Here is a 25,072-nt window from a genome sequence, read left to right as displayed (position 1 = left end):
GCTCCCAGGCTCCACGCAGCACGGCACTAAACGTCTTAGCTCATTGTGACCGGGTGAGGTAATATTATGTTTCTGTTTATTATGGAATTAACACCTAAATGCCTAGCGTTATCCCCCTGTTTGATGGCCCTCAGTATCTGGATCAGGGCAATGCCGAAGTCAATCAATACATCACAGGGATTAGTATCGATAAGGTCAGTGATGCCGGTTTGGTGTACGAACACGCCTGTGACTGGTTGATGGAGCAGCGTCATCACGAGAACAATTACAAGGCTTATCGCAGTGAGCTGACCACCTTTTTCCACTGGTGTTTCGATGTGGCTGCGATGTCTCCGGCGCAGCTTACCCGTAAAGATATCTCCCGTTACGTCGGCTACTGCCAGCAACCTCCAGCAGAGCTGATCGGCTACTTTAATGTGGCCCAGTTCAAAGCCGATAAAAGCAGCGGTGAGCGAAGTCCCAATCCGGCATGGAAACCCTTTACCGGCAAGAAGACGCTGGGGCAGGAAGCCCCGTATCAATTGTCTGAGAATGCGCTCAAAACCAAAATCGCCATCCTCTCATCCTTTTACGCTTATCTGGTCGGCGAAGAGTATTGCGAGCGAAACCCTCCGCAGATCTGGATGAACCACAGCCGCTATAACCGTGACCGTAAGTTCGCCCTGCAGCAGGATGACGATCTGCCAGCATTCACTGAGTTGCAGTGGTCCTATGTGATGGCCTGTGCAGAGAAGCTGGCCCGGGAACAACCCAGGTCAGGTGAGCGCAGTCTGTTTCTGATAAGCCTGCTGTACGCCTGTTACCTGCGCATTTCCGAAGTTGGCGCCAGAGCAGGCTTTTCTCCGGTAATGGGTCAGTTCAAGCGTCATCCTCAAACCGGCGTTTGGAGTTTTCATGTACCTCAGTCCAAAGGTGGTAAACGTCGCAGCGTTGCCGTATCTAAAGCCCTATTGAAAGCATTGAGCCGGTATCGCCGGTCTCTTGGGTTAACAGACCTGCCAACTGCCGGTGACAACACGCCTTTATTTATTCGCCACAGGGCAGCGGGCCGGGGCCGGGAAGCCGGTGTGCTCAATGCCAACCTGGGGATCCGTCAACTCAGAGAGGAAGTCCAGCAGGTACTGGAGATGGCCGCACTGCAGGCCCGGGAGGATGGTCTGGATGAAGACGCCAATGCCATGGCTGGCATGAGCGCACACAATATCCGACACACAGGTATTACCCATGACATCAATATCAATCGCAGGCCGCTGTCCCATGTACAGGCTGATGCGGGCCACGACAGCATTGATACCACCTCAAAGTACCTGCATACCAGCCAGATAGAGCGTCATGAATCTGCTTATGCTAAGGTCATGGATAACCTCGCAGGAATCGATGGAAACTGACCAAAAGGAAAAGTGAAATGAAATGGTTAGCCAGATTAATTACCCACGGTGCCGCACTGTTATTAGGCATTGCACTGGGCATATTTTTATTGCCCATCCTTATTCAGGAAGAGCCGCCTTCAGCGTCAGAGCTCAGCGGTGTTCAAACCAACGCAAGCTATGTCGCAGAGTTTGACCGTAACCGCAGTGGCAGCGATCTTCTGCATTGGGGCGAGGGCATGCTGTACTTTGCACCTGACACAGTCGCATTTGCAGGAGATCTGGCTCCGGGGCCGGATTACCGTCTGTATCTGTCGCCTGTCTATGTTGAGAACGAAGAGCAGTTTCTGGCCAACAAAAACAAGATGGTTGAAATAGGCAATATCAATTCATTTAAAGGCTTTATGCTGCCACTGCCGGAACATCTGGATATCAGCCGCTACACCACAGCCATCGTCTGGTGCGAGTCCTTTAACCAGTTCATCTCATCCGGTCGTTATCAGTAACCTGAGTCTGTTGATGCTCGAAGGCTCCGCATTGCGGGGCCTTTTTTGTCTTCTTTTGCCACCCAACCCCAATGTCAGAAACCGATTCTGACATGTCATTACCACAGGCTTTAAGGCCACTGAACTTCACAATCTGAATAAAAACAACACTATATAAGTTGGCATGGAACTTTCTATCTCTATCGCAGCATGGACTCGCCGGGGGCAACCCAGGTATTTGCACCGGCGAACCCCATGATCATAACAGGCTGGAGCAGCCTGTGACTGAATCTAGATGAGAATGGAGTATTCAACATGATGGTGATCAGTAAAGTTTCCGTGGCCGTTGGCCTGGTATTGTCTTTGGGTATGGATGCCCACCCGGTATTTGCAGAAACCTCCGATTTTAAGCAGCGCGGTCCAGAAGTGCTTGAAGGACAAAAGGCGCTACCTGCAGAGGCTCCCCAGCCTGTGTTTAAAATCGACCCCGCGGTAAAAGCCTTTGCCGCCGATAATTCAACTCTGCCGCTAATCGTCGAGCTTAACTCCCCCGAATATCGTGCCATCCTTAAGCAGGCCAGGGAGCAGGAAGCCAGAGCGGTAGAGAAAGTCAGCCAGGAGATCCGTGCTCTGGTCAGGGAATATGAACCCAAAGGCAGTTTCGCCACCAAGGATGAAGAGCTTGATGCCTGGTCCGCGGCTAAGGGTAGTCAACCTAAAGCCGTTAGCGAACGCATGAAACAACTGAATATGGAGCGTGAACAGGTCGCGCTGGATATTCGCAGCCGCTTTAAAGATAAGGCTGAGTCCATTCTTGCACCGTCCCAGAAAAAGTTTGCTGCCATGGTGGAGTCCATGGGGGGCGAAGTGACACAGTTTATCGATACCAACCACTCAGTAGCCATTACCATGCCAGCAGACGCCCTCAAGCGACTGGCTAAGAACCCTATGGTTATTGCTGTGAGCCTGGATAACCCCGGCGAACCTGAACTGAATAACCAGACTCAATCTCTGGGTGTCGGCTCATTCTGGAACGATGGTGAAGATGGTGGCATCTGGGATGTGGGTATCCTCGACAGCGGTGTGGAAGAGACTCACAGCGCCCTGAATAGCCACACCTTTATCGAAAACTATGCCGTTAATGGTACCCATGGCACAGGCGTGGCCTGTATGTATGCCAGTACCAACAACACCTATAAAGGCCTGGCTTACGGTCTGGATAAGATCCTGGTCGACAATGCCGGTTCAGCGTCAACCTCTATGGCTGGTGCCGACTGGATGGTACGCACCGCATCCGATGACCCTGAGGTGATCAACTACTCCTGGGGTAACGGCTCAGCCTCGACCACGACCTGGGGCAGCATGGCACGATTTGTTGATGGCATAGTCCACAGCAAAAATCTGATCTGGGCGAAATCTGCTGGTAACCAGGGATATGGTGCCGGCACTACCATGACCCAGCCAGGCGAGAACTATAACGGTATGACAGTGGCCAACATGGATGACAAGAACACTGTGACCCGTTCAGACGATGTGATCACCGGCAGCAGTAGCCGTGGTCCTGCCTATGATGGACGTAAGAAGCCGGATATCGCTGCGCCGGGTAATCAAACCTACACCTGTACCACAGGTAACAGCTACGCCAATCTGGGCGGTACCAGCTCAGCAGCGCCAAAAGTAGGAGCTGTTTCTCTGCTGCTGAGAGATTCAGGCCATTACTATCCCATCTCCATGAAGGCGACCATGATCAACACTGCCGACTCCTGGGATGATGCCAACACCCAAACCACAGCGGACGACAGTCAGGTGACAGGTAAAGAGTGGAACCGCACCTATGGCTGGGGCTATCTGGATGCCCGCCATGCTGAATTCCACAAAGATGATTACTTCATCGATACCATTGCCAAAACCGGCAACTCAGGCGATTACAAGCTGTATGTTGGCCAGAACTATGTGGGTGACAAGTCCACCATAGTGTGGGAGCGGGATGTTGACTACAACAATGCCAGTACCCCAACCAGCTATAAAAACCTGAGTGATATCAATATGCGCCTTTACGACGAAGATTCGGAAAGCCTCGAAGATACTGACTTCTCGTCCAAAGATAACGTGCATCAGGTTGCAGCAACCTCAAGTGGTCGCAAGGTGATTAAGGTTTACGCCTGGAACAGCTCTCAAAGTGAACGTGTAGCTCTGGCTACCGAGGAGAACTTTGAGCGTGCCGTGGCACCTTCATTCAACCTGGTTAAAAGCTATACCTATGCAGGTTTGCCTGGCTACTACACAGTAAAGGTGAATATCACCAACCTTGGCAGCATCAAAGCGCACGACATTACGGCGTCTATATCGCTGCCTGCAGGCGTCAGCCTGATCTCCTCAAGCGCCAGCACCTCGGTGTCTGATCTTGATGCAGGAGCGGGTACCTCAGCGTCATGGCTGGTATTCAAAAGCCCTCTGGGCAACCTGAATAACATCAGCTACACGGCCACCAGCTACTCCTACGGAGAAGTTTTCGCAAGCACCAACTGATAGTCCCAACTATCAAGCTTAAGCTCTGTTCACAGGGACGTGACGGGCTACTTTTTATCCAAATTAAAGTTATGCCGGTTCCTTTGGCATTGGTGAATACCAAGGTCAGACAGGGAAGTCAGAGCCATCGCTTATGCTCCAAAGGAACCGGCAACCGACCAATACAAGCACAAAAGTGTTCAGGCCATGGTCTATGCTTTAACGGTAACCCCACCGAATTAAGCCCCGACCACAGGGAAGTGACGGGCTATCCTTCCAAACTCAATAATCGGCATTTCTCAGCGGCCACTCTATGCCCGAATAATGCTTTTGGGCGACTGGACGAATTCTGCTCACTGACATAATGTGTGTCCACATCGCCAATCAGTAAATGGGTCGGATACCCGCAAAAGGATGTCAGTAAATGGAGCTCCCGCTGCAGACTGTGCAGGATCTCGCGCCGGATCAAAAATCACTGGCCGCCGCCAAAAAACTGATTAACCCCGGGAAATGGCCCATGCTGGGAATCGCCGGGGAGCTCAACACCATCTGGGGACAGTGTCAGGGTTCAGGCGCAAACCCTTATCTCACCATGGCGGATATCAAGGACCATGGTTATAAATGTACCTGCCCATCCCGTAAATTCCCCTGCAAACATGTATTGGCACTGTTGTGGATCTACAGCGAGAACGCGCCCCAGTTTGCTGAGTCTGAGCCTCCGGAGTGGGTGGGCGAATGGCTTTCCCGTCGCCGTCGCCCACAAACCGCCACTAAAGGTGACGCTGAGCCGCAAACCGACGCGTCGATCGTTAAAGACATCTATGCGATCTCAGACGAACCCGCACTCAGCCCGGAAGATATTGCGAAAAAAGCGGCACTCAAACAGCAAAGAGCCAGTCGCAACCGGGAAAATACCGAAGTCATCGTAAAGGCAGGACTGCAGGAGCTGGAACTCTGGGTGAGAGATCAACTCAGAACCGGTATATCCGGTCTGATAAAAGAACTCAGACCCCGTACACGTCAAATTGCTGCCCGCATGGTCGACGCCAAAGCCGGCAATCTCGCTTCCCGCATAGATGAACTCTCTTCAAAAGTCGCAGGCCAAAGCCTGGAGCAGCAGGTCCGAATCATTATGGATGAACTGGGAACCTGGATACTGATTTCCCGCGCCTGGCAATTGCACTCTGCCGATCCCGACGCACGCAGGGCAGTTCAAACCGCTGAGAGCAAAGATGAACTTCTCAATGGCGAATCAGCTAAGTCTGCAATCCGCGCATCAGGTCGCTGGCTTTGCGTTGGCGAAAAGGTCGAAACCCGCCGGGACGGTCTGGTCAGTCATGAAACCTGGCTCTATCCCCTTGATGGACAATCGACTACTACGGCAAAACTGCTGGATTACTATCCGGCAACGGCTGGCAAGCGACAGGCGAGTTTACGGGCAGGGAATCTGTTGCAGGGGGAGTTAATCTTCTATCCATCTCGCATGCCCCAAAGGGCAATCCTGGCCGACTACCAGCTGCTGACGGACACTGTCAGTTGGCCGGACGTTGCACCTCCAACTCCCGAGGAGCAACTGGTCACAGCAAAAACCTTACTCCCCTGGACTGAGTCAGTTCCTCTGCTGATTGGTTCCTGCACACTGGGACGGGATAAAGCGGGTGACATCTGGCTTAACTTTGAAAACCAATCTTTACCTTTAAGCCCGGCCGAGATCACTCCCTTGATGGGTGGAGATCTGCTGGGTGCTTTTGTTAGTTGGAATGGCAATCAGGCTGAGCTGCTGTCAGTGTGCTCACCCAGATGGGGGACGCTGTCTTGCTAGATGACAACGCTTTGCAATCTGATATGGATCAGATAAAGCAGGAACTGGAAGCCCTTGAATCACTTTATCAAACCTGGTTGATGGGCGATGCCGGTCAGGCTCCTGCGTTGCCTGATAGCTGGGGATTGAAGCAACTGACTATAGATGAGCAAAGCCTGCTTGGCCTGGCTATCGCAAGCCAATACCGCCTGCTGAACACCATCTCCACTCCCAACAGCCTGGAGCCTATGAAACAACTTCCCGATCCAGAGTTACCTGTGCTGACACAAGCATTGCGTCCAACTTTCCGTGTGCTTGTTAAAGAGTTAAAGCAGAACGAATATCTGTTTAACCGATTGCTGCAGTTATTGGAAACCCGGGGGTGGATGCCGCATCCCCAGGATTGGATGCCTCAGGGGCAATTTACCAGGGTGCCTGATTCACTCATTCCCTGGCTTGCCTGGTCGGCTGATGAAAGAGCTTCCGGCTGCAGCGATGCTCGTCAATTGCTGACGCCGGACAATTGGCCTTCATATAAACCAGCGGTCAGGTTAAGGCTGCTTGAGTATGTCCGAAAGCAAGATCCCGCTTATGCCTGGGAGTTACTTGAACAGTGTGCTGCTCAGGAGTCTTCCGATAAACGTATCGCTCTTTATAAGACGCTCGAGCACGGACTCAGTGAAAACGATCTTCCGTTTTTACATAAAGCCATGGGTGACAGATCGCCCAAGGTTAAACAGCTTATCCAGGCGATGCTGAGCCGATTGGGTCACGCGGTTGGCAATGCAGACGAAGACACCCTGACTGAGCTGAGTCAGTGGCTCATTCCCAAGACCAAAGGTCTCTTCAAAAAACAGCTTCATCTGATTGCGCCAGCCCTGAAAAACAGCGCTAAGATGCGCAACCTTACCGATGCTCTGCAAACCATTCCACTTGAACAGTTAGCCGGGGCAATGTCGCTAACAATCGAACAACTGCTGAGTGGTTGGTCGTTTGCGGACAATATGGGCCAGGGCGTTGCCAGACCAAACCGGGTTTTGGTTGAGAATGTGGTGAGTTCCCAGAATGACGCTCTGCTGGTGATTTTGCTTGAAAACCTCGTCACTACAACCGCAGAGATAGACCTGGATCTACGGCATCAGCTGCAAACCCTTGCAACCCGATTGACCAATAGCCAGCAGCAGTCCCTGATCATGCGTTTATTAAAAGCCGCTCCCGGCGATTTACAGGTAGATCACTTATGGGCGATCAGCCCACTTCCCTGGGAATGGTTAACTGCAAGGGAACTTAAAGGCACCAAAGCCTACAAAAACTTCATTTCAGGTATGGGCAAGATTCTGGTTGATGACAGGAACAAAGTCGTGAATCAAATGAACATCTCCAGACTGGAGTTACTCGGCTTAATTCTCAGCGCCGAGTGTGCAGAGATGACAATGCAGGATCTGCAGAAAACCGGAGTGTCCCCCATGGACCCAGCGCTGGATACGTTGAAATTCAATATCAGTCTTAAACAGGAAGGAAATCAGGATGAGTGACATTTTAAGACAAACCGCCGAGGTCATTTATCAGGCTGAATTGGATGCCCTTAAAGCTGAGGACTCAGGGCAGAAACCGGATAACTGGCATCTGTCACCCAGAAGCGTGGTCAAGTATCTGCTGGGTGGTAAAAACGCATCCGGCGTCACCATTACGCCGAAATACATAGGCAATCAGCGTTTAATTGAAACTGCAGTAGCCACACTGGCTACCGATCGGGCTTTGTTGCTGCTTGGCGTACCCGGGACTGCCAAATCCTGGGTGTCTGAGCATCTTTCTGCAGCAATATCCGGCACCTCGACTCAGGTGATCCAATGTACCGCAGGGACAGATGAGAATCAGATACGTTATGGTTGGAACTATGCTCAGCTGCTCGCTAAAGGCCCGACTCGAGAAGCGCTGGTGCCAACGCCGCTGTTTCGCGCCATGGAGTCAGGAACAATTTGCCGACTGGAAGAACTCACACGTATGGGCTCAGATGTGCAGGACACCTTAATCACAGTCCTGTCTGAGAAGATGTTACCTATCCCTGAACTCAATGATTCGGTATTTGCCCGTCGTGGCTTCAATATCATTGCCACCGCCAACAATAGAGACAAAGGGGTTAATGAACTGTCCAGCGCCCTCAAGCGCCGTTTTAATGTGGTTGTATTGCCACTCCCTGATGATATGGCTCAGGAGGTAGACATTATCAACCGTCGGGTAGGGGAGATGGGTAACAGCCTGTCATTACCCGTACCTGCCAACATCTCAGACGAGATAGAAAAACTGGTGACCATCTTCCGCGAGCTGCGCTCCGGTAACACACTTGATGGCAAAATTGCCCTTAAAGTGCCATCTGGGAATCTTTCAACCGCAGAAGCCATTGCCGTGATGGTCGGCGGTTTAAGTCAGGCGGCCTGGTTCAGCGAAGGTAAGCTTGAACCGGCGGATATCGGCAGTAACCTGGTGGGTGCCATTATCAAGGACCCCGTTCAGGATCGGCTGGTTCTTGAAGAGTATCTGGAAACCGTACTCAAAAAACGTCCCGGTTATTCAGCCTGGTATCAAAGCATCAACGAATTGCTCTGATATGACTGATATTCATTATCTGGGGATCCGTCACCATGGCCCTGGCTCGACAAAGCGGCTGTTGGCGGCGCTTGAGTCCATACAGCCGGTCGCTCTGTTAATCGAGGGGCCTGCTGACTGTACCGAACTGTTGTCCTTTCTGGGTTCAGAACAGATGGTGCCGCCTGTATCCCTGCTGTCATTTGCCACACGCGAATCAGGTTTCAGTATCTATTATCCCTTTGCCGATTATTCTCCCGAGCTGCAGGCATCTAAATGGGCCATAGCCAATGAAGTCGAAGTCAGGTTTATCGACCTGCCTGTGTCGATACAACTGGCAGACATGCTAAAGCAGCAGGCCGAATCTGAAGATGAACAGCCCGAACCCACAATCGAAGCCGACAATAAGGCTCACCAGTCACCACCAATTGAGCAATCCGAACAGGCCAGAGCAGCCGCAGAGCACTTCAGGCGTGATCCTATTGCTGCATTGGCTGCCATTGCAGGTTATGAAGATGGAGAAGCCTGGTGGAATGATGTACTCGAACAGGGCAATGATGCAGATACCGGAGTATTTGATGCGCTAGCAGATGCCATGGAGGCATTACGTGACTGCTGGCCTGAAAAACACGAAAAACAGGCATTAAAGGAAGCCCAGCGAGAAGCCTATATGAGACTGCAGATTGCATCGGCTTCCCGGGAACTTGAAGGCCCAATAGTCGTGATTTGTGGTGCATGGCATCTACCGGCACTGCAGCAAAAAGTCACTCAAAAGAGTGATCGTGCACTGCTTAAATCTCTGCCCAACAAACTGCCTGCCAGTCAGTACAAATCCACCTGGATCCCCTGGACCAGTCCAAGACTCGCCTATCAGTCAGGCTATGGCGCAGGTGTGTCTGCCCCCATGTGGTATCAACATATCTGGGACAAAGGCAGTGACGATACCGCGCTGGCCCAGTGGCTTACCCGTATTGCCGATATGCTCAGACAGCAGGGGCAATTGGTCTCTACAGCATCTGTGATTGAGGCGGTTCGCCTGTGCCATACCCTGGCAGCCGTTAGAGGACGACCCTCTCCCGGATTTGAAGAAACCAGAGACGCAGCAATATCCGTGTTGTGTGGTGGTGAGCAGTTACTGTGGCAACAAATAGAAAAACCCTTGTTGCTGGGCAGTCAGGTGGGCAGTGTTCCTTCACAAGTCCCACTGGCACCGCTGCTGGACGACCTGCAAAAGTGGCAAAAAAAAACCCGTCTAAAGAGCGAAGCATTGCCCAGGGAGGTCTCTTTGGACCTACGCTCCGAGCCTGGGCAACTTAAATCCTGGCTGTTACACAGACTCAGACTCCTGCAGGTACCCTGGGGAGAACAACTCGATGTCGGCAGCAGTCGTGGTACTTTCAGGGAAAAGTGGCAATTGGCCTGGGAGCCTGAATACTCGGTACAACTGGTAGAGAATCAAATCTACGGCAGTACGCTGGAAGAAGCCTCGGCCAACCGCACCATTCAGGCAATGAAAGAGCAGCATGCCCTCGGTAAACTCGCTGCACTTGTGCTGGTTAGCCTTGAAGCACAACTGCCCGATGCAGCAGAGGCAGGATTTACACTCTTGTCAGAGCGAGCCGCTCACACAGCAGAAGGCATGGAGCTGTTGGACGGTCTGCCGCCTTTGGTGGATATCAGCCGTTACGGTACATCTCGTGACATCTCATTAAGCCATGTTCAGGCGTTGATTGAGCGTCTCACCATTCAGGCGGCGTTGTCCTTATCTCTGGCTGTGCGCCAATTGTCGGAAGAGGAAAGCACCCATTACCGTCAGGCATTGCAAACAGCTCACAACCAGTTGGAACTTGCCCAGCTTGACGATGAGATTATGAGTACCTGGTGGCAGGCGATTGAAGAGGTCACCCACAGTGATCTTTGTGACTTTGGAGTCCGCGGTCTGTGTTGCCGTTTAATGTATCTGAGTCAGGGTATTGATGCCGCCGCTCTACAGATGCTGATGCAACGAATATTGTCACCCGCCGTAGATCTTACCGATGCCAAACGTTTCTTCGAAGGCTTCTTTACCGGGGCTGCTGAACGATTACTTTATGATGCCAAACTCAGGTCCGTAGTCGACCTTTGGCTGATGGGGCTGGATGAGCAAACCTTTACCGAAAGCCTGCCGCTGCTCAGGAGGGTATTTGCTGATCTTGATGCGATGGAGCGTAAACGTTTGTTGGATGCGCTTGTAAGCAAGCAGGCAGCTGCTGAGACATCATTGGCAATCAATCCCGATATATTGCCCAGGTGGCGAAGTCATATGCAGGGGATTAAAGCGCTGCTTGGAGGCGATAAATCATGGATGAATTGAAACAAGCCCATAAGCCTGATAAGCAAGCTACAGCCGAAACCGGGAGCCGCGAGCCGCAATCCCCTCAGGAACAAGCAAGACGATGGCAATTAGCCCTGGGTGCACAGGACAGTGAATCTCAGTTAAGCGAGCGTGACCTTCGTCTTGAGCAGGCCTTGTCCGTCCTTTACGGCTCAGGCAGAGACGCCGACAAATCGTCAGGGTCCGGCAAAGGCCGCGGCAGCCTGGGGAGTTCTGCACCACGGGTTGCCAGATGGCTTGGCGATATCCGCGAATTCTTTCCATCCTCAGTGGTGCAACTGGTTCAACGTGACGCCTTCGAACGCCTGGGGCTGACTCAAATGTTGATGGAGCCAGAGTTTCTGCAGGCTATGGAGGCTGATGTTCACCTGGTAGCAGACCTTATCAGTCTGCGCACTATGATGCCGGAGCAGACCATAGATACAGCCCGCCAGGTCATTAGCAAAGTGGTAGCAGAGTTGATGCAACGGCTTGAGCAAAAGACAACCGAGGCGATTCGGGGCGCGGTAGACAAGAGCAAACGTACCTTCCGCCCGAGGCACAATGACATTGATTGGCACAGAACCATAGGTGCCAACCTTCGCCACTATCAGCAGGAGTACCAGACTCTGGTGCCGGAAAAGCTCATTGGCTTTATGCGTAAACAGCGCAGGCTGGCAGATCTGGATGAGGTCATCCTGTGCGTCGACCAATCCGGCTCTATGGCCACGTCAGTGGTGTACAGCTCTATCTTTGCCGCTGTAATGGCATCAATACCTGCGGTGAAAACCAAACTTATCTGTTTTGACACCGCCATAGTGGATTTAACCGAAGAGCTTGCCGATCCTGTTCAGGTGCTGTTTGGCGTGCAATTGGGTGGTGGCACAGATATCAATCAGGCGGTGGCTTATTGCGCAGATAAAATCGAACGTCCGGGCAAGACACATCTGATTTTAATCACCGACCTTTATGAAGGGGGCGACGCAGAGCAATTAAAGTCCCGTATTGCCGAGCTTATCCGCAGCGATGTCAATGTCATTACGCTGCTTGCACTGAGTGATGACGGCAAGCCTTCCTACGATGGTCAGCTGGCAGCTGAGTTTGCCGCTATCGGCAGCCCGGTATTTGCCTGTACCCCGGATCAATTCCCGGATTTAATGGCTACTGCCCTGAAGCGCGAAGATGTCAGCCAGTGGGCAGCAGATCAGGATATTGCCACTGTGAGAGCAGCTGAGCAGTAACATAGAATCTTCCCCGTTTATGCCCGGCTTAGCTCGGGCATTTTGCTTTTGTGTCATGTAGCTTGTTATCCCTGTAAACCCACCAAGCAGTATTCATCTCCCCAAAAAACTATTGGAGTTTGATATGACTGATACAAAAAACGAAGCGACGAATAAGGAAGCAAAAGGAAAAACTGAGGATAAGAAGTCATTATTTCCTGTCAGAATTGAAACCACTGACGCAGCGAAAGATCCCCTGAGGTTAATCATAGAGATACTCAAAGACGACAAAATCTCTGACGAAGATAAAACCCAACTGATCGTCTATTCACAGGAAAGGTTCAAAAACAGGCGCAAGATGGCTTATGCATCTCTGTACGCCATAATTGGGTCTTTAATCTTCATGCTTATCGCCGCAATTGTTGATGGATTTACAGACTCAACAATACTCGCAGCTATACACCAGAATTCCACCATGATCGGCTGGATAGAAGGCTTCCTCACCGCCATCGTTGCTGCCTACTATGGTGTTTCTGCCTGGCGACCCGCCAGCTGAGCTGTCCCGTTTGTCGGTAATGCAATAGCTGATTGGGTGGCTTATTGCATTGCCGGTAAGGGCAGGGCAAGCACCAGCCTGTTTCTTCTCCCACTAATTTATGATTTTTTGCCATACCAGCTGCACCTATAGCTATTTAGCGGCTGACAATCACTGTTTCGCAAGTCTGCCTTGTGGCTGGTTTATCCCGGTAAAAGCAAACGCAGGATTCAACAGCTAATCAACGCCAATTGCCTGAAAGCTCTGACTGATTAAGGAGCGAAAATGATGTTCAAACTATCCGCAACCCACCTCGAAAAGAACTGAAAACCCGCTTGTATATAGTGCGAAACAACTATGGCAGGGTTAGTACAAATGCACGGTTTGCCCGAATAAATATAGAGAGACGCGTACTGGACAATTCCCGGCCCTCACTAATAGGGTGAGTGGTGTTATACAAATAAGGGGAGTGTATGCGGCTGATTTTTGGGGATGATAATGCAGAAGATGATGATCTTCTGTCCGAGTGTTTTCTGGACCGAAAGAGTTTCAGAATTTCAAAACCTATCATCACAGGTAAGTGGGGAACAGGTAAAACCGCATCGATTTTTGACAGTTGTAAAGAGCTGGCGAATCAGCTGAAGGCTGATAATCCTCTCGACCTTTGGTATATGAATGAGCACGCTTTCGATATCAAAGAGATGGTCGCCCTTAAAGCCATTCACGCCGACAGCAATTACAACCTTGAGGTGGCACTGCAGGACCTGTGGAGGGCTGAGATCATCCGGGCCCTGGTGATTCAGTTGGGCGCACTTCAGGAATACTACAACCTGGAGAACAGCCTGCACTGGAAGGCGATTCATAAGCTGTCCCTGATCGAAAGGATTAAATTCCCGATCTGGAAAAGCATTAAAATCGCCGTGGAAATCGCCACCAACTCGGCAGTGGATCTGAACAAAGCCGATGAGGTTAAGTCCGACCTGTCTGCGGTGTTTCACCACAAAACCTATTCCGATGTGATCAAGTGTATTGGTGATATCAGCTCCGAAAAGATAAAGCCCAAAATCGCCATTGAACCCATAGAGACACCCAATTCCCCCCTTGAAGCACAATCAGGTATCGCCCAGCTTACGGTTTCGTCCCTGTTGAACACCTACCAGGCTTACTTCACTCCCAATAAGCTCAATGGCGCAGAGATCTTTATTACCATTCCCTGGCACAGATACCGCAAAGAAGACCTTAATTTCCCGCAAAAGATGACCTCCAAGGTCAAACGAATGCGCTGGAACGAGACAGATCTTCGCGAGTTCATCAATAAGCGCATTGAGTATGAGTTCAGGCAGGCCGCCCGGGGCTATAACCGCAAAAACGTAGACCCCTGGAATACCCTGTATGGCGCTACCGTCCGCAACGACCACTGCCATGTAGGTTATGCAGAATGCAGCTTCAAATATGTGCTCAGGCACACCCACCACAGATCACGGGACATACAGCGCCTCGCCAGGAAAATCGTCGAACACGCCGTTGAAGTACACGATAAGGAAGTTGAAGACGTGCTGATTGGAAGAGGGGGCTGGAAAATCCCTTTCACCACCATTCAGGATGCCATCAAGAAAGAGAGCGCCGTGCTCTACGATGAGCGAGTGATTGAAGGTACCCGCCGCTATCCGGTACTCAAAAAGATAATGGAAAGCCTGTACTGCCTTAAAGTCCCGTTCGAGTTTAAGGACCTTAAGGACAGGCTGGAGCCTTTGAGTATCGACACCAATGAAGCCATCTCAATTTTGTGGGACAGTGGCTTTCTGGGGATAGAGATCAGCCCCTCAGGCGAGCAGTACGCCATGGGCTTAAAGTCGATACTGGGGGAAGAGAGCCTGCGCACCTATGAGTTCCAGGGCCATTCAAAAATCAGAAAGTGGTACTTCTTTGAACATAACCATGATGGTGACCCCAAGCAGATGATCAACCGCTACAACAACTCTCAGGAGTCTGTCGCCAAGTATGTCCTGCACGCCATTTCATTCGATAAGTTGATGCTGAACGTCAGCAGAGAGTGCCCAATCGGAGTTTAACGGGGAAACGAGTTCCTGCCTTTTAAACGGTTAAGGGGGCATTAGGTGCGGCCCCTGACAGCACCAATCGCAGGGGCCGCGTTAACGAGGAATTGGGATGGGTCTCGTTAACTTATCTCAATACGGCGTTCCCGCCGGATAGATCACTTTAATCGATAGATTTGGCGCCTGCTGACGACGAGTCGTAAGGTATTTGGGGTGTTGATAAGGGTGAACAATGTTTGATGCTAACCTTACTCACCCGCGAATTGTTGGCCTTTTCCTTCAAACAATACAAGGGCATAACGACCAAGCTCGTCAAAGTAGCGCCAGCGTTTTTGTGGGTCTTCAGTGACTTTACAGCGCTCTCCAACTTTCTCGGTTAAACAAGCTGCACTGTAGGTGATAAACAGGTTTTCTTCTTCAGCGAAGATATCAAATGTGCTGGTTTTGACGTAACCCACCATGGCGTTACGGTAGGCCTGAATGCTTTCCTCCATCATATCCTGTGCAGGAAAGTCGCCAGTGAGCTGGTAGTTATCAAATTGCCAATCAGAAAATCCATCTTCTGGATTAAGCTTCTTTCGCCAAATTACCGAGAATGCAGTAGGTAATACAATCTGGTCCGAGACTTGGTGTTTTACTGAATCGACATCCTGAAAAGTGGCTTCGCTGACAACGGTTTCGCCTACGTTGACGGCTCTTATTATCCGCTTGTCATAGGGGGATGTTGGGAAGGGTCTAAGTGAACTTTCTCCATTACCAGAGAAGAGTACAACAACATCAGTCGAGTCTGTCGGGTTTCTCACTATCCATCCGTTTGGATCGCTCCCTTCTTTTTTAGAGCAGTCATCATAAGAGTCGAAGCAATTAAAGGTATAAAAAATCCTGAGATGACCCTTATCTACCACGACTTGTACAGTTGCATCTGAAGGCTCAAAGTTTTCATACGCATTGTTAAGTGCTTTCATCTTTTCAAGAGCCAATGTGCTGTCTATGACACTATCAATTCGATAATAAACTAAGGAGTCTGTTGTAGATTCCGGGTTCTTGCTCCAGTGACCCTTAACGTGAGTGGGTATGCCTAAGCCTGAAATCGTTGCGTAAGCGCCAGGGTAGCCACTTACGGCTCCATAACCAAAATCTGAAAACCAACCTGAGGTATCAGAAACCATTATTTCTCTGATGCTGTAGCGACCGTCTGTGGTTCCAGCATTGCCAAACTTAGCCATGAGCAACTTGTTATCCGCACAACCGGTAAAAGAGGTTAATACCAAAACCGTTGTCAGAGTGATTAAAGCTCTATCCATTGTTAAAAATCTCCCTGTACTTATTCCCTTCAGAACCCCGGTTTACATCCTTTACTGATAGCTTTTGAATGCAGCGCCAGCTGACGACGAGTCGTAAGGTTTGTGTGGTGTTGATAAGGGTGAACTATGTTTGATGTTAACCTTACTCACCCGCGAATTGTTCGCCTTTTCCTTCAAACAGTACAAGGGCATAACGACCAAGCTCGTCAAAGTAGCGCCAGCGTTTTTGTGGGTCTTCGATGACTTTACAGCGCTCTCCAGCTTTCTCAGTTAAACAAGCTGCACTGTAGGTGATAAACAGGTTGTCTTCTTCAGCGAAGATATCAAATGTGCTGGTTTTGACGTAACCCACCATGGCGTTACGGTAGGCCTGAATGCTTTCCTCCATCATATCCTGTGCAGGAAAATCGCCAGCGAGCTGGTAGTTATCAAATTGCCAATCAGAAAATCCAGCTTCTGGATTCAGCTTCTTCCGCCAAATTACCGAGAATGCAGTAGGTAATACAATCTGGTCGGTGACTTGGTGGTTTACCGAATCCATATCCTGAAAAGTGGCTTCGCTGACAACGGTTTCGCCCACATTGACGGCTCTTATTATCCGCTTGTCATAGGGGGATGTTGGGAAGGGAGTAAGTGAACTCTCTCCATTGCCAGAGAAGAGTACAACGACATCTGTCAAGTCTGTCGGGCTTCTCACTATCCATCCGTTTGGATCGCTCCCTTCTTTTTTAGAGCAGTCATCATACGAATTGAAGCAACTGAAGGTATAAAAGATCCTGAGATGAGCCTTATCTACCACGACTTGTACAGATGCACTTGAAGGCTCAAAGTTTTCATACGCATTGTTAAGTGCTTTCATCTTTTCAAAAGCCAATGTGCTGTCTATGACACTATCAATTCGATAATAAACTGGGGAGTCTGTTGTAGATTCCGGGTTCTTGCTCCAGTGCCCCTTAACGTGAGTGGGTATGCCTAAGCCTGAAATCGTCGCGTAAGCGCCAGGGTAGCTACTCACAGCGCCATAGCTAAAATCTGAAAACCCACCAGACATATCAGAAACAACCATTTCTTTTATGCCGTAGGGACCGTCTGTGCTTCCAGCATTGCCTGACTTAGCCCTGAGCAACTTGTTATCCGCACAACCGGTAAAAGAGATTAATGCTAAAACCGTTGTCAGAGTGATTAAAGCTCTACCCACTGTTAAAAAACTCCCTGTACTTATTCCCTTCAGAATCCCAGTTTACATCGTTTCCCAGTGGCTTGAGTGCGATTACCCAGCTTTTACCGCCATTAGTTTCGCATTTACCAGTAGATGTAAGCAAATGTCAGCTCACCAGTCCCGGGGAGTCGGCGTACGTAACTAAAGCGGGTAAAGCACCACCTCGTTGGGGAATGGTTATTCGAAGGGGAAGGGCGAGGGGACTGGCACCAATCTCTGTTTTGACTCAAAGGCCGACTGAGTCGGATAAGACTACTGTGGGGAATGCAATGATGATAAGGACGGGTAAGATGTCCAGACAGAAAGACCGTGTTTATATAGCGAAAGAACTAGGTGTTAATCCAAGATAGATTGCAAATATTCCACCAATGCATCAAGTCCAAAAAACAAGTACACGCTTTAGGTGACAATTGAAATAGTTGGCTAAACTCGGTTGAACAAACTAATACTTAGTGCTACTTTCGTCGTTATTTTACGAGATAAACAACATGTTGATATCCCTTCCTAAATTAGAAATAGACAATTCACAAGGTTTTAAGCAAAGTGACATATTCGGCCACTCATCATTTGGCAACAGCTTAATCAATTTAGTCTTGGCGTCTGAAGAATTAGTAATAGCTTTAGATGCAGAATGGGGGGAAGGAAAAACTACTTTTACAAAACTACTAATTGCCGAGAACAACCTAACTCCAAAGCTCAAAATAATCTATTTTGATGCTTTTGAAAATGACTATCAAAAGGACCCTTTTATTGCACTTACATCAGAGTTTTATCAAGCAATTCCAGATTCCGATAGTCAATTTGCAAAAAAATTCCTAACGCAAGCAACAAAGGCTTCAATGGGGCTCATGCGAGGTGCAGCTAAGATTGGTATAAATCAACTAACTCTTGGGCTAATAAATACAGACGAGGTAATCTCTGATGTAGAGAAAGAATTTTCAAAACTAGCATCAGAGCAGGTAGATGAGGCAATCAAGAATAAAATTGTAAAAGCAAAGGAAGATAAAATGAGCTTCCGAGCTTTTACAAAAGCACTTGAGACTCTTGCGAGTAAATCAGAAGGCGAACGAATCCTTTTCATAATTGATGAACTTGACAGGTGCCGCCCTGATTTTGCACTTGAAATACTAGAAAAAATAAAACATATCTTTTTTTGTAAAGGTGTCACATTTTTACTGGTAACAAACCGAGCACAATTAGAGCAATGCATCAAATCTAGATATGGCCAGATAGATGCCCAAAAATATCTTGATAAATTTGTAAATATATGGCTAAACCTTCCCAAAAAACCACACTCTAATGACTATTATTCGCATGGTGAAGGCTCTTCTTTGACCTACCTGAGATACTGCCTAGATAAGCAGTCGAATGACGAGGACGTGACGAATGGTCAATTTGTACAACATATCAAAACGATATTGTCAGTAAGAAAGGTAACACATAGAGAAGTGGAAAGGCTAGTTTCTAGATTTGCATTGGTTTCTAATTCCCTGGGTGGTCTCAACGAATACGCACAAATAATGCTCGCGTTATACTGCTACCATAAAATAGCAAATCCAGAGTTATTAAAGTCTATCATGTCAGATGACGGCAAAAATATAGAACTGCTAAAAGAAATCATGTTTAGTGATAATGAAGTATTACGCGAACCAGAGCTTTCAACTTATAACGCGGTTTTGCAACATAACTATGAGCAAGATTCCCAAACTAGAAAGGAGATTGAAGGGGAGCATTTAAAACATATGAATAGGTCGACCTTATTGAGAAACACTGAGTGTTTTTCCTATTTTGAAAACCTAATGAATTGATATAACCGAGTGCGTGTTAACGATACATATTTCAACATGATGGATAAAGAGTATCGTTCATACTGGAATCCACGCCGTGAGGCGCCACTTTCCCTTTGGGATATCTCTATGCGCTAATTCTTAACGCTATCGCTTTAGATACCTTCCAGACTCTGCAGCCAACATCAGAGCCAAACCTCCAAAAAGATCCCGGCTTGTTCGCCGAACCACTGGTTATAATGGAGGCGTAAATCATGGCACGTAATTTCGTAAACGGCCTTCCTGGCAATCCTTAGTGAACAGTAATCAAGCTATGCTGATAGAGATTTCTAAGGTGAGGGTGGTGAACGTTGGAACCAGAGTCGCATCTACAAGGTGGAATGTTAGTAAGCATGTAGTGTCTTTGTCTCATAGTATGGTGCCATTAAAGGGAAGGCTCTTAGTCGATGGATTGGCTCGCCGGTGCTTTTGGTATCGGCATCTTTTGGTCATTGGTTCAGCTGAACCGCACCGCCGTTCGCCAACGTCTAGAACTCCGGGAAATGTATCACGCTCTTGATAAGCGGATCATGGTGCTCGAAACGAAAGAGGGACGTTAGGCGTTAGACAACTTCAATGCCAACGTCAGGACTCCAGACCCCATAGTGGTGAAGATTGAGCCCAGTTCAACGCTAATCGATATCATCGCTGGGGAAGTGATAGTCGCTGCTGCTTAGGTTAAGAAAGGTAAATGAAAACTTAACGCCAAGATGTTAAAATTCATTAATATCATGACATTAACATAATCACCATGAAATCTTACCTTGCAAGATGGCATTCCTTTCTAGAAAAGGCGTGTCTGAACAAAGCACTCTCTAAATTAGTATTTTCATCAACTATCTACATTGCGATTATATACGGGATAGCTTTGGTTTATGCGGCATCAAATATCTTAGGTGTCCCAGTGGTGGAGTTGCTAAAAAATAGCGCAACACTATTAACCGCATTGACTCTAGCTTTTACCGTATATCAGTACCACAAGGGAAAGGAAGGGCAGGCAGATGCTTTAATCTACTCGGAGATTGATAGGCTCATTAATCAAATTGCAAGTAGATCTGATGAGATGATGTCCAATAACCCCGATAGCATTCTAAAACTAATGGAGCACTTGTCCCACTTTTCGTATCTGGTTTATCAGTGCGAACTAGACTATGAACTGGTTCAGAGTAAGCAATTGAAGGATTCAATTGTGAGAAGGGTAGATAGATTGGTGACCACCAAGTTGTTCTCTTCGATGCAGGCGATAGATTGTCCAAAAGATGTTTACGTCGAAGGCCCAGAGTTCACTGTCGTAACTAATCACGTTAGTGATCTAATATTAAAAGGTAAGATAAAATCATTTGAAGCACCATTCGCTACTGCGAAGTTTGCATTTGATCAAAGCCTTTTAAAGAACAAAGTGGATCTATATGCACATGAATGTCACCTTGGGTTGGACGTTGTAAACTCCATCGACGTGTTGTTGCAAAGCAAGATAATATCCAGTGATGTTAAATCTCAAATTCAGAATGATCTAAAGTGTTATTGTCCATATATATACATAATCTATGAAAAGTTTGAGAAACATCAACAAGTCCGAGCCGCTCAACAATGTAATTAATGCCGATAATGCTATTTATCGGCATTTGACCTAAAAGGGCTACTTCGGGTGGCCTTTTTTGTGCTTCTCAGTCTTGAATGATTCCCGGTACTGACCCTGTGAAATCGCCTTATAGAACAGGCCGTTCAGCTCGAGAATAGGCGAAGTGTTCCGCTTTCTCTGACTACTGGTAGACAAGCCTTTCGCATTGAACACGTCTGGATTTGATCCATTCCTTGAATACAGAACGCATACCTGCGAGCCTCACAAAGACGAATCGCAGATACCACAAGTCACTGTACTCATATCGAAACCAGAGATTCTCATCTACAGATGAGTCACAGATTCTTCCGATCAATATGCAGATGTCCGTCATGGCCAAACCAAAATCTAGCCCAGTATTCGTGTGGAGACTGCATGGTCTGCAGGTTCACATATGCAAGGTTCGATTGGCTGGTTAGCTGAACGTACTTAGATTGCCAGGCTTCAGTAGTTGAAACTGGCTTGGCCAACAACATAGAGGTCAAACATAAGACTCGACACTAATCACAAACCCAACTTTGATTAAGCCACAACCAAAACACCAGGAGTTACTGCTGGCAAAACCATGATTGCTCAGACGGATTTCCGACAAGAGTTGCTGACAAAGTTGGGATGGAAAACCGGAGGAAATAATTTCCTGGATGGACGCAGTTAGAGATCTGAACGTATGATTGAAACAGCCAACTGCAGTACGGCTCAAAACCCGGGCAAGACTGACTGCAACTGCGTGAATTGTACAGTAACTCACTTGGAACCAAACACTTAGAAGGATAGTATGGTGAACCATTTATTGTATACAGCTAAGCCAAAGGCCATACTCCAACCACAAACAACAATTAACGCAACTGCGCACAATGTATAAATGGTAAAATATTGAATTAGGGGCTTTTTCTAGTTAAATCAATCAAAAAGAGGGGCTTTGGCTTCTGCAATTTCTGCCATTTGTTTTATATGGTCAGGCATTTCTAAACGCTCAGGGTCACAGCTGGGAATTGCATCTAAAATGCTTTGCAATCCAGCTTTTACGACAGGATTTTTTTCACGCCAAATCATTGAATGAAGCGCTAAAACACCGATGTGGATGTCTAAAATCTGCGAAAACTTCACCAGCACATCATTTGACGGAAACCTGTGGTTTCTTCGCCAGTTAGATACTCCAGTCTGAGAAAAACCAAATCTTTTCATTACGGCATAGTCTGAATCCAGGCTATAAGCCAGTTTCACCAGATCCAGAAAATCTGAGGGTTGCATTTTTCGTGTCCTGATTTGCGTCCTACTACTCACCTTAGTGGTGCAACTCATACCCCGCAAGCTACTCATGCATGAGTTGTAATACTCGGATGTGAGTTGTACCGTTTTGTCTGTCCTGACAGGGGCGCGGTTGAAGGGAGTGTCAGCCGTTAGCCCCTAAATCCAATCAGGCCAACTCAGGAGACAGACACTATGAAACCGATACTGATTAACCCCTTTGATGCCCCCGGCCATAAGACAGTTAGCCGGAACATACTGGTTCCCAACTTCGTCAACGCGGAAACACTGAAAAAGCCATTTGATCAGGGACTGCGTGAACGCAACCTGAAAACTGTCAGCTCTTTGAAACAACTGCATTTCGGGGGGCAAAGTTATGTTTAAGTGGCTTTTTGGCCGTAAGGCTCATTTTGACGAAATGTTGGCCTCTGAACTCACCAAGGAGAATCAGAAGCTGAAGCTTGAGCTCAAGAAAGTAACTGAAAGTCGAGACAGTTTTGAGCAGCAAATGTATGACCAGATAAGTTCACGCGAATGGGAGCGTAATGGTCATAAACATACTCAAGATGAGTTCGCAGCTTATCGAAAGGCAACGATTGAAAAACTGGCTTCAATTTATGCCGCCACTGACCAAGCCAAAGTCATTTCCATCATCGAAAACGGGGGTGAAGAATGAGCACCGGTTATGACTTGGTAATGGATCTCAATCAGGGGCATTCAGTAACACGCAATCGTGACCATTGGTTAAAACGGCGCGAGTATTGGCTCAGTCAGGCGAGCAAAGAGATCAGGAAAGGCCGAATGGTTATGGCTCGAAAAGCGTTTGAGATTGGTTGTGCCTTTGGCCGTTTGGCGGCTGGGTATCAGTCATGACGGTATTTCAAAAAGCCAAACCTTATTTGCCGGTGCTGTATCCCGGCTTTGATTGGGATCTCACTCCAGCAGCTGTAACGCCCAAGCCGCGCAAAAAATGGAGCGAGTACCCCAAGAACCCCGTTAAACGGGATCTGTCTTTGGTCGATATCGTAACGGAACCGCCCGAAGAACTATTTGAACCGTTAAACCTAACCGCCCCTTTGGGCGGTTTTTCTCTGGACGAAAACCAGCTGGCAGAAAAAGCCAGATTGGATCGCGTGCTTGCCATGAAACAGGCTGATTATGACTTGCACAATCCAAGCCCCGCAGGGCGGCGCGACCGCGCCGGGATAGATAGTCTTGTCCAGAGGTGCATATCTCCGACACGGCTTAGAAGTGAGGCCATAAACTCAGCCAGAGCCGACCAATTAGCGGCGATGAATGCCCGAATGCGAGAAAGAGGGATAACCCCCGACCAAAATCCTCCGCTGGTTATAGGGCAGGATAGCGCCTTGTGTGGAGATGCGCCGTTAGTATTTGGCGGTGTTGACCATGTGACCGGTGAAGTGACCGGGGCAAACTTCACCCGTCCGGCAGTCGCCCGGCTCCTGTTTCGGGAATGGTCAGACGAATATCGTTTTCGGGTTTGTGTGGATGCCAGCCCCACGGATGCACCCCCGCCACAAGCCGGTGACAGGATAACCACACAACTGACAGAGCGCGGGGCACGAAACGTGATGGAGTCAGGCGCATACCTGCAGGCAGTGAAGGGTGGGTATACCACTTTCCTGACCCTGACGTTCGACAATGACGCCAGAGGCAGACTTTTCAGAGGGGAAACAACCATTGGCGCGGAAGTCAGCCGCTTCTTTGATGCCTTGGGCAAGATGTATCGCCGGGGCTGGCAGTGTGCCAATGAGGTGCTGGCTACCCGTAATGGTTTTGACTGTGTTGGGGCGAATGCAGTTGTTCCTGGTCATGACAAATTCAAGGATTCTTTCGACTACTGTTGGGTAGCCGAAGCCCCGATTAAAGCCAAGGTTGTGGACAGCCGGAACGGGTTCCAATGTATTGATGACTTGCCCAATCCCCACTGTCATGTGCTGTTGCGCTGGCAGGTAGAGCCATACCTGTTCCATGACTGGGCAAATCGAATCGAACGGCTATGGGGGCAAGGGTTCGCCAAGCTGGAGCGCATCAAACACGCCAAAGCCGCCAGTCAGTATCTGTTGAAAGCCCTTGGCTACCTGACCAAAGGCAAAGACGCTGACCAAGGCGAAATCCAAGGCAACCGCTACAGCATGTCAAAAAGTGCAAGGGCTCCGGGCTGGGAATGCCTGAGCAGTTATCACGCGCAGAACATGGCCGCGATTATTGGCGAACTCCAAGAGGCTATGCAAAGACGCTTTGCCCCAATCAGAGGCCAAATCGCCGCCCACGCCAGACAGATGGACAAGGCCATTCGTGATGTGGCCGTGTTGAAAGAGCAGAAACAGCGAGACAAGGCCGCCAAGGTTAAAGCCCGAATCGCCAAACTTGAATCCCTGATAGCAGCTGCCCGGCAAAAATTGCAGTCATGCCCCATACGTGTGGCTGACTTCCAAGTGACCTTCAAAGGTGAAGCCATGCTGGACAAGTTCACCGCATGGGCAACCGGGGCGCGCTTGTGGGATGCCGCCGAACTGGAGCGAGTCACATTCACCCAGCCAAACCCGATGCGGGAGGCTATGGGAAAGATGATTGCAGGTTACCGCAGACACTACCGCCATATCGCCCAATTGTTTGAAGCCAGTGCAGCATTGTGGCCGCAGCTGCTCACCGAACAATGGCGAACTGAACCACCAGAACCCGCCCCAGCAACCGGGGCACAATTCGGAGACTATGAACGATGGATATCAACGACCTGAGAAAGCAGCACGCCCAATTGGGGGAAGTACTGGAGCAAGCCGAAAAAGCAGGCCCGTTTAATGCAATGCTTCATGCAAAGAAAGCAGCCCGGATAAGTCACGACTTATTGGGGGACATTATCAACCAACTGCAGGAACTCAATGCAACCAGTCATTAAATATCCGATTTAAGGGCTGGTC

20 protein-coding genes are annotated in these 25,072 nt (G+C 48.9%); 17 read left to right on the top strand and 3 right to left on the bottom strand.

Annotated features, from left to right (window positions below):
• Positions 1–98: 98 nt before the first annotated feature.
• From ACFOE0_RS15920 to ACFOE0_RS15875, 10 genes are all read left to right on the top strand, one after another.
• Positions 99–1,388 (top strand): tyrosine-type recombinase/integrase, encoded by a 1,290-nt coding sequence (locus tag ACFOE0_RS15920; RefSeq protein ID WP_248936173.1) that lies wholly within the window; start codon positions 99–101, stop codon positions 1,386–1,388.
• A gap of 17 nt (positions 1,389–1,405) precedes the next feature.
• The gene (locus ACFOE0_RS15915; RefSeq protein ID WP_248936172.1) at positions 1,406–1,873 is read left to right on the top strand and encodes a DM13 domain-containing protein; all 468 of its coding nucleotides are present in this window, start codon (positions 1,406–1,408) and stop codon (positions 1,871–1,873) included.
• A gap of 294 nt (positions 1,874–2,167) precedes the next feature.
• Positions 2,168–4,381, top strand: coding sequence for a S8 family serine peptidase (locus ACFOE0_RS15910; RefSeq protein ID WP_248936171.1), 2,214 nt, complete (start codon positions 2,168–2,170; stop codon positions 4,379–4,381).
• A gap of 403 nt (positions 4,382–4,784) precedes the next feature.
• Entirely contained in the window at positions 4,785–6,182 is a 1,398-nt protein-coding gene (locus tag ACFOE0_RS15905; RefSeq protein WP_248936170.1) for an SWIM zinc finger family protein, read from the top strand.
• 23 nt (positions 6,183–6,205) lie between these two features.
• Complete coding sequence (locus ACFOE0_RS15900; RefSeq protein WP_248936169.1) at positions 6,206–7,696, top strand: DUF5691 domain-containing protein; 1,491 nt, start codon at positions 6,206–6,208, stop codon at positions 7,694–7,696.
• The gene (locus ACFOE0_RS15895; RefSeq protein ID WP_248936168.1) at positions 7,689–8,768 is read left to right on the top strand and encodes an ATP-binding protein; all 1,080 of its coding nucleotides are present in this window, start codon (positions 7,689–7,691) and stop codon (positions 8,766–8,768) included. Before ACFOE0_RS15900 ends, ACFOE0_RS15895 begins: the two co-directional genes overlap by 8 nt.
• Position 8,769: 1 nt before the next feature.
• Positions 8,770–11,100, top strand: coding sequence for a DUF5682 family protein (locus tag ACFOE0_RS15890; protein ID WP_248936167.1), 2,331 nt, complete (start codon positions 8,770–8,772; stop codon positions 11,098–11,100).
• Entirely contained in the window at positions 11,088–12,341 is a 1,254-nt protein-coding gene (locus ACFOE0_RS15885; RefSeq protein ID WP_248936166.1) for a VWA domain-containing protein, read from the top strand. Before ACFOE0_RS15890 ends, ACFOE0_RS15885 begins: the two co-directional genes overlap by 13 nt.
• 124 nt (positions 12,342–12,465) lie before the next feature.
• A complete protein-coding gene (locus ACFOE0_RS15880) occupies positions 12,466–12,876 on the top strand; it encodes a hypothetical protein (protein ID WP_248936165.1) in 411 nt (136 codons plus the stop codon).
• 452 nt (positions 12,877–13,328) lie between these two features.
• Positions 13,329–14,927, top strand: coding sequence for a P-loop ATPase, Sll1717 family (locus ACFOE0_RS15875; protein WP_248936164.1), 1,599 nt, complete (start codon positions 13,329–13,331; stop codon positions 14,925–14,927).
• Between the two features lie 233 nt (positions 14,928–15,160).
• Here the strand turns inward: ACFOE0_RS15875 and ACFOE0_RS15870 are convergent, their stop codons facing one another.
• The gene (locus ACFOE0_RS15870) at positions 15,161–16,216 is read right to left on the bottom strand and encodes a hypothetical protein (protein WP_248936163.1); all 1,056 of its coding nucleotides are present in this window, start codon (positions 16,214–16,216) and stop codon (positions 15,161–15,163) included.
• Between the two features lie 142 nt (positions 16,217–16,358).
• Positions 16,359–17,414 carry a hypothetical protein gene (locus tag ACFOE0_RS15865; protein WP_248936162.1) on the bottom strand — a complete coding sequence of 352 codons (1,056 nt, stop codon included), beginning with the start codon at positions 17,412–17,414 and terminating at the stop codon, positions 16,359–16,361.
• 509 nt (positions 17,415–17,923) lie between these two features.
• Between ACFOE0_RS15865 and ACFOE0_RS15860 the strand changes: the two genes are divergently transcribed.
• The 3 genes from ACFOE0_RS15860 (at position 17,924) to ACFOE0_RS15850 (ending at position 20,861) form a co-directional block, all read left to right on the top strand.
• Complete coding sequence (locus tag ACFOE0_RS15860) at positions 17,924–19,243, top strand: KAP family P-loop NTPase fold protein (protein WP_248936161.1); 1,320 nt, start codon at positions 17,924–17,926, stop codon at positions 19,241–19,243.
• 425 nt (positions 19,244–19,668) lie between these two features.
• On the top strand, positions 19,669–19,821 hold the full coding sequence (locus tag ACFOE0_RS15855) for a hypothetical protein (protein ID WP_248936160.1): 153 nt from the start codon (positions 19,669–19,671) through the stop codon (positions 19,819–19,821).
• Positions 19,822–20,012: 191 nt separating this feature from the next.
• Positions 20,013–20,861, top strand: coding sequence for a hypothetical protein (locus tag ACFOE0_RS15850; protein ID WP_248936159.1), 849 nt, complete (start codon positions 20,013–20,015; stop codon positions 20,859–20,861).
• A 921-nt stretch (positions 20,862–21,782) separates the two neighbouring features.
• Here the strand turns inward: ACFOE0_RS15850 and ACFOE0_RS15845 are convergent.
• Positions 21,783–22,133: a hypothetical protein gene (locus ACFOE0_RS15845; protein ID WP_248936158.1), complete on the bottom strand. Its 351-nt coding sequence runs from the start codon at positions 22,131–22,133 to the stop codon at positions 21,783–21,785.
• A 192-nt stretch (positions 22,134–22,325) separates the two neighbouring features.
• On the opposite strand from ACFOE0_RS15845, the gene ACFOE0_RS15840 reads away from it, so the two are divergent.
• The 4 genes from ACFOE0_RS15840 (at position 22,326) to ACFOE0_RS15825 (ending at position 25,050) form a co-directional block, all read left to right on the top strand.
• On the top strand, positions 22,326–22,514 hold the full coding sequence (locus tag ACFOE0_RS15840) for a hypothetical protein (RefSeq protein ID WP_248936157.1): 189 nt from the start codon (positions 22,326–22,328) through the stop codon (positions 22,512–22,514).
• Complete coding sequence (locus ACFOE0_RS15835) at positions 22,507–22,806, top strand: hypothetical protein (RefSeq protein ID WP_248936156.1); 300 nt, start codon at positions 22,507–22,509, stop codon at positions 22,804–22,806. The genes ACFOE0_RS15840 and ACFOE0_RS15835 overlap by 8 nt, the downstream gene beginning before the upstream one ends.
• Before the next feature lie 193 nt (positions 22,807–22,999).
• Positions 23,000–24,892 (top strand): hypothetical protein, encoded by a 1,893-nt coding sequence (locus ACFOE0_RS15830; protein WP_248936155.1) that lies wholly within the window; start codon positions 23,000–23,002, stop codon positions 24,890–24,892.
• Positions 24,874–25,050 carry a hypothetical protein gene (locus ACFOE0_RS15825; protein WP_248936154.1) on the top strand — a complete coding sequence of 59 codons (177 nt, stop codon included), beginning with the start codon at positions 24,874–24,876 and terminating at the stop codon, positions 25,048–25,050. Before ACFOE0_RS15830 ends, ACFOE0_RS15825 begins: the two co-directional genes overlap by 19 nt.
• Positions 25,051–25,072 lie beyond the last annotated feature (22 nt).

Origin of the sequence: Shewanella submarina, from assembly GCF_042646185.1 — a bacterium.
GTDB classification, from domain to species: Bacteria; Pseudomonadota; Gammaproteobacteria; order Enterobacterales; family Shewanellaceae; genus Shewanella; species Shewanella corallii.
This window is presented reverse-complemented; position numbering and strand designations above follow the sequence as displayed.